Source organism: Providencia sp. PROV076, from assembly GCF_028483405.1.
GTDB classification, from domain to species: Bacteria; Pseudomonadota; Gammaproteobacteria; order Enterobacterales; family Enterobacteriaceae; genus Providencia; species Providencia huaxiensis.
In genome coordinates this window covers 1-3,288 of the sequence record NZ_JAMPRR010000061.1, presented here as the reverse complement: position 1 = coordinate 3,288, position 3,288 = coordinate 1, and the positions used below count along the sequence as shown (strand labels likewise).

Sequence of the window (3,288 nt, the reverse complement as noted above, 5' to 3'; positions counted from 1 at the left end):
CCTTCAAACCAGTGACAGCATTACTCATTCAATCTTGGAACTCATCAACAATATGTTGATTGATCTTCTGGCAACAATGGCCCGCCTAGACAATGAGAAACGTATAGAACGTATTAAGCAGGGCCTGGCACGTTCGGGTTACAAACCAACAGGCAAGAAGGCAAATGAGGCTAAACATAAACGAATAAAAGAATTGCTAGTAGTTGGCAATATGACTAAGGAAGAAATTGCCAAAGCAGTGAATTGTGGAGTTGCAACTGTCTATCGAGTTGCTAAAGTTATCTAAAAGAGGCTTATCTCAACGCGCCCCCAATGGGGCACCGCTGCATTCAGGTTACTTCACATAAGAAATTTTATGTTAAATGATTGTTAGAAATGCCCCTTGATCGAGGCATTTTCTATAAAGAATACTAAAAACTAATTAAAGCCAACCAAGTTTCAAAACAAGGCAGTTCTCAGCAATCATATTTTTAAATTATATAACTCCCAACTGAGCTTTTGCTCCAACGATAAGGCTTTCATTTTGAGTTTCTAAGGCAAATAAACCATACATCAAAGGAGAGGCCGCTGCTCTTTCTAAAGTCTGTTCATATAGTTTATTCCAAACTTTACCCCCTAGTTTTTCATACTCGATGATTAGAGTTTTGAGGCTTTCTTCTCCAAACAAAGTTACATGCCCAGCAAAATCAATCGCTGGGTCATCTATATGGGCTGTTGACCAATCAATAACGCCTGAAACAGCTCCATCCTTTGAAGCTAGTACATGCCCAGCATATAAATCGCCATGTATAAATTGGGTGAAATCTGCCCATAGAACATCATTATCCAACCATTTTCTGTAGCGGGTTTCCAATTGCTCACTTATACCAATTTCAGATTTTACTAACTGCAAATTGTTTGCTATTTCAGGTCTTAAATCTGAAGGTTTCATAATTTTCAAATCATTTTCCCGAACTTCTTTTTCAGGAATACTATGGATTTCAAATAAGGTTTTTGCCAAAGATGTTATGTATTTCGGGCTATCTTTGTCCATATTCCAAATTATTTCATAGGTTTCAGCATCCAAATTTAAAACAGGATTATCTTTAAGTATGGGATAAGCCACTAATTCTGTAGATGAAATTCTCCAATCAGGAACCTCTACAGAAAGATGTTTTTTTACCAATTCTAAAATGCGTTTTTCTTTCTTGATTTGTTCCCTCATGCCATCACGACGAGGAATACGCAGCAACCATTGTTGCCCCTTTGTATCAAGAGCAAAAACGACCTTAAAATCAATGCCCATTTCATTGAAATTCATTTTGTCCGTAAGCAACAAGCCGTGTGCTTCAGCAAGTGATTGAATATCTTGAATTGTCATTTTTAATTTCCTTTAAAGAGTTCAATAATTAATGTTCGGATTAGATTGGCTATCATTAACAATCTCTCTCAAAAGTCTTGATGATTTTGTGGTCTTTGATCTCGTAGATAATGTCAGCAATATTATCGACCAATTGCTTGTCATGAGATACGAAGATAATAGTTCCTGCATAGGACTTCATCATTGTTTCTAATGCGGCAATACTTTTTAGGTCAAGATAGTTTCCTGGTTCATCCATAAGCAAAATATTATATTTTCCTAAAAGCATTTTGGATAAAAGCAGTTTGATGATTTCACCTCCCGATAAGTCGGATAAGTTTTTTTGAATATCATTCGCTCCGATCCCCATTGAAGCCAATACTGCACGAATTTCCGCAACTGTGTACTCGCACTCTTCCTGCATAAAGGAGAGCACAGATTTATGCGTGTTAAATTTATATCCTGTTTGTGTAAAGTAGCCAATTTCAGCTTTTGGAGATATGGTTAATCCATCAGCACGTTCTGATATCATTTTTAACAAGGACGTTTTCCCTGTTCCATTCGATCCAGTTATAGCGACTTTAGCGCCAAGCGGTATTATAAAGTTAGCGTCATCAAAGATAGTACGGCTACCAAATTTTAAGCTCAGACCATCTGCCGTAATCGGGAACTTATTGTGCAGTTCTAGGGCTGAACTTTGACGAAAACGAATAGAACGCAAATGCTCTGGTGCTTGAATATCTTCTAATGCAGCCAAACGCTTTTCCATACTCTTAGCTGCCTGATACAGTTTTCTTTGCTTGGTGCCAGTCATTTTTGCATGCCCAAGTCGTCCAGCACTTTCGGTAGAGTTTTTGGATTTTTCTCCTTTTTTCTTATTGTCTAATCGATTAGCTTGCTGGCGTTTTTCTTGCACAGCAGATTCTAATCGCTCCCGTTCCTTCATCATCAGCTCATATTCTACGGCTTGGTGTTGTCGCTCTTCTTCTTTTTGACGCAAGTAATCCGAGTAACCACCCCAATATTCCGTAATTTTACCGTCTTTTAACTCCCATATCTTGTCTACAACCATATCAAGAAAATATCGGTCATGACTGATAACAAGTAATGCTCCATCAAATGCTTTAAGTTGACCAATAAGTAGATCTATTCCATTGAGATCAAGGTGGCTGGTTGGTTCATCCGCTAGAATGCCATGTACTTGTTGGGAAAATGCGGCAGCAATTTTTGCACGAGTTTCCTCTCCGCCACTCATTGTGTCGTTTTGTACATTGGAAACACCAAGGCGAGATAACATTGCCCGGTCTTCGACCGTTTCTATTTCGATTCCGCCCAGTTGGCTGATATGTGCAAAATCACCAAAACGCTGTAATGTCGCTTCGGCTAAAACAATTTCGCCATTAAGTACTTTGAGTAAACTACTCTTTCCTGCTCCGTTATCACCCACAAGACCAATACGGTCATAAGAGTGAATTTCCAATTCATCAATATCCAAAACATCACGCCCAGCATAATCCAAGCGTATGTTTCTCGCTTTAATAATTAAACTCATTTTTATTTACTCCTGTTTAGCTCTTGAAATTTTTTATGCAGCAAACAGGATTTAGGTGAAAACAAAAGCTAGCATCACAGTGTCCTCCCAAAAAAAAAGCTATTCATCCACAGGGTGGACAAATAGCTAGTCAATTAAGTTATAACTGGAAACTATGCACTAAAAGCATACTTATAAATTAAGCATACTTTTACTTTATATATCCGCATATATTCTTAAAGACACAACAAAAGCCCACCATTATAAAATAGTGTCACTATGCAAATAGTTGTGTCTTAACGAATGCGGATAGAATGCATAAACTTACCTAAAAAATAAAATTCAGTTTTATGATAACTTTACTGTTAAAAGAAGTCTAGACAACCTTGTTTTATGCTTGGATATAAGGCTTATTTTA

At 37.5% G+C, this 3,288-nt stretch carries 3 protein-coding genes; 1 reads left to right on the top strand and 2 read right to left on the bottom strand.

Translation table 11 applies throughout. The annotated features are described in order from the left end of the window. A partial coding sequence (locus tag PSF67_RS21855; RefSeq protein ID WP_272514304.1) for a helix-turn-helix domain-containing protein occupies window positions 1-286 on the top strand: 286 nt, incomplete at its 5' end. Between the two features lie 189 nt (window positions 287-475). Here PSF67_RS21855 and PSF67_RS21850 read toward each other — a convergent pair. Then, window positions 476-1,360 carry an Mph(E) family macrolide 2'-phosphotransferase gene (locus PSF67_RS21850; protein ID WP_000155092.1) on the bottom strand — a complete coding sequence of 295 codons (885 nt, stop codon included), beginning with the start codon at window positions 1,358-1,360 and terminating at the stop codon, window positions 476-478. A 55-nt stretch (window positions 1,361-1,415) separates the two neighbouring features. Next, complete coding sequence (gene msr(E) / locus PSF67_RS21845) at window positions 1,416-2,891, bottom strand: ABC-F type ribosomal protection protein Msr(E) (RefSeq protein ID WP_000052512.1); 1,476 nt, start codon at window positions 2,889-2,891, stop codon at window positions 1,416-1,418. Window positions 2,892-3,288 lie beyond the last annotated feature (397 nt).

Excerpts from the sequence above, each read along its gene's own strand:
- PSF67_RS21850 (WP_000155092.1), bottom strand. The coding sequence starts at position 1,360 with ATGACAATTCAAGATATTCAATCACTTGCTGAAGCACACGGCTTGTTG.